This is a genomic window from Actinosynnema sp. NPDC023658 (assembly GCF_040639995.1).
Classification (GTDB): Bacteria; Actinomycetota; Actinomycetes; order Mycobacteriales; family Pseudonocardiaceae; genus Actinosynnema.
This window is the reverse complement of record NZ_JBFAAX010000854.1, coordinates 1-1,885: the sequence shown is the minus strand read 5'-3', so window position 1 is coordinate 1,885 and position 1,885 is coordinate 1. Positions and strand designations below refer to the sequence as shown.

Annotated in this window: 1 protein-coding gene; it reads left to right on the top strand. The window is 73.2% G+C overall.

Going from position 1 to position 1,885, the window contains the following annotated elements; translation table 11 throughout:
- Positions 1 to 571 precede the first annotated feature (571 nt).
- Positions 572 to 1,885, top strand: a 1,314-nt coding sequence (locus AB0G02_RS35575) for a polyketide synthase (protein WP_360803454.1), incomplete at its 3' end; no start/stop codon positions are given.

The window sequence follows — 1,885 nt, the reverse complement described above, 5'->3', positions numbered from 1 at the left end:
CCTCACCGAGCAGGGTGTTGGCCACGTTCGCGCCGATGACCTGGTCCACGAACTCGTAGGACCACAGCACGGACAGCAGCACACCCGCGATCACGCTGCCGAGGATCAGTCGTCCCCGGTTGGTGGTGCGGTCGGTCCCGATGACGGGCCGGACATGGGTCATGGGCGTTCACCTCGCTGCGGTCAGCGGATTCGGTCGACTCAATCTCCTGGTCGGCGCACCCGTCCGACAACTTCCATGCTGCTGTCCTGGCGTCCGTCCGGACCGCGCCGCTACTGCCGCTGCCGCAGTGCCCCGCCGGGGACCGCCCGGCGTCGGGCGCGATCGCGGCCGCATTGAAGCCGAACCGCGTCGCCGGTGCCAGTGGCACGATCGGAAAGCCGATGCGTGTTCCGGGAAACGCGATACGGCCGTAGCCGGCCGTGCAGACGCGAGGTACGTTCGAGTAGTCCTTTCTCCGCCGCGGGGAGCAACTGCTCGATGGTGCGGTGCTCGCGGGCCGCACCACTTTCGTCCGGGAAGCGACTCGAGTTCTCGCGAGCGGAAAAGGGTGACCCGATGGGTGGGGGAATGCTCCGCGAAGACGACCGGATCGCGATCGTCGGAATGGCCTGCCGGTTGCCGCAGGCGCCGGACCCGGCCGCGTTCTGGCGGTTGTTGCGCGACGGTCGTGACGCGATCACCCCGCCGCCGCCGGGACGTGCGGGCGACCTGCCGGCCGGGTTCCTCGACGAGGTCGACGGCTTCGACGCGGCGTTCTTCGGCGTCTCACCCCGCGAGGCCGCCGCGATGGACCCGCAGCAGCGCCTGGTGCTGGAGCTGGCGTGGGAGGCCCTGGAGGACGCCCGGATCGTCCCCGGCACGCTCACCGGCGGCCGCACCGGCGTGTTCATCGGCGCGACGTGGGACGACTACAGCACCCTGAGCTACCCCGCGCACGTCACCCCGCACACCATGACGGGCACGAACCGGGGCGTCATCGCCAACCGCGTGTCCCACTTCCTCGGCGTGCGCGGCCCGAGCCTGACCGTCGACGCGGCGCAGTCGTCGGCGCTGGTCGCGGTGCACCTCGCGGTCGAGAGCCTGCGGCGCGGCGAGACGTCGCTCGCCCTGGCCGGCGGGGTGAACCTCAACCTCGCCGCGGGCCGCGAGACCAGCGCGGTCGAGTTCGGCGGCCTGTCGCCGGACGGTCGCAGCCACACCTTCGACGCCCGGGCCAACGGGTTCGCCCGCGGCGAGGGCGGTGGCGTGGTCGTGCTCAAGCCGCTGGCCCGCGCGCTCGCGGACGGCGACCCGGTGCACGCCGTGATCCTCGGCAGCGCGGTGAACAACGACGGACCCACCCGCAGCCTCACCGTGCCCAGCGCCGAGGCGCAGACCCAGGTCATCCGCGACGCCATGGCCAGGGCGGGCGTGCGGCCGGACGACGTGCAGTACGTCGAGCTGCACGGCACCGGCACCCCGGTGGGCGACCCGATCGAGGCCCGCGCGCTCGGCGCGGTCAAGACCGGGCGCACCGGCCCGCAGCTGGACGGCTCGGCCAAGACCAACGTCGGCCACCTGGAGGGCGCGGCGGGCATCGTCGGGTTCGTCAAGGCCGCGCTCGCGATCCGGCACCGGGCGCTGCCGCCGAGCCTGAACTTCGAGACGCCGAACCCCGACATCCCGCTCGACGAGCTGAACCTGCGCGTGCACACCGAGCTGTCGCCGTGGCCGCGCCCGGAGGAGCCGCTGGTCGCGGGGGTCAGCTCGTGGGGCATGGGCGGCACGAACGCCCACGTCGTGCTGGCCGACGGGCCGCGCGTGCCCGAGGTGGAGGCCGCGGACACCGACCAGGTGGTCCCGTGGCTGCTCTCCGGTCGCAGCCGGGCCGCCCTGACCGGC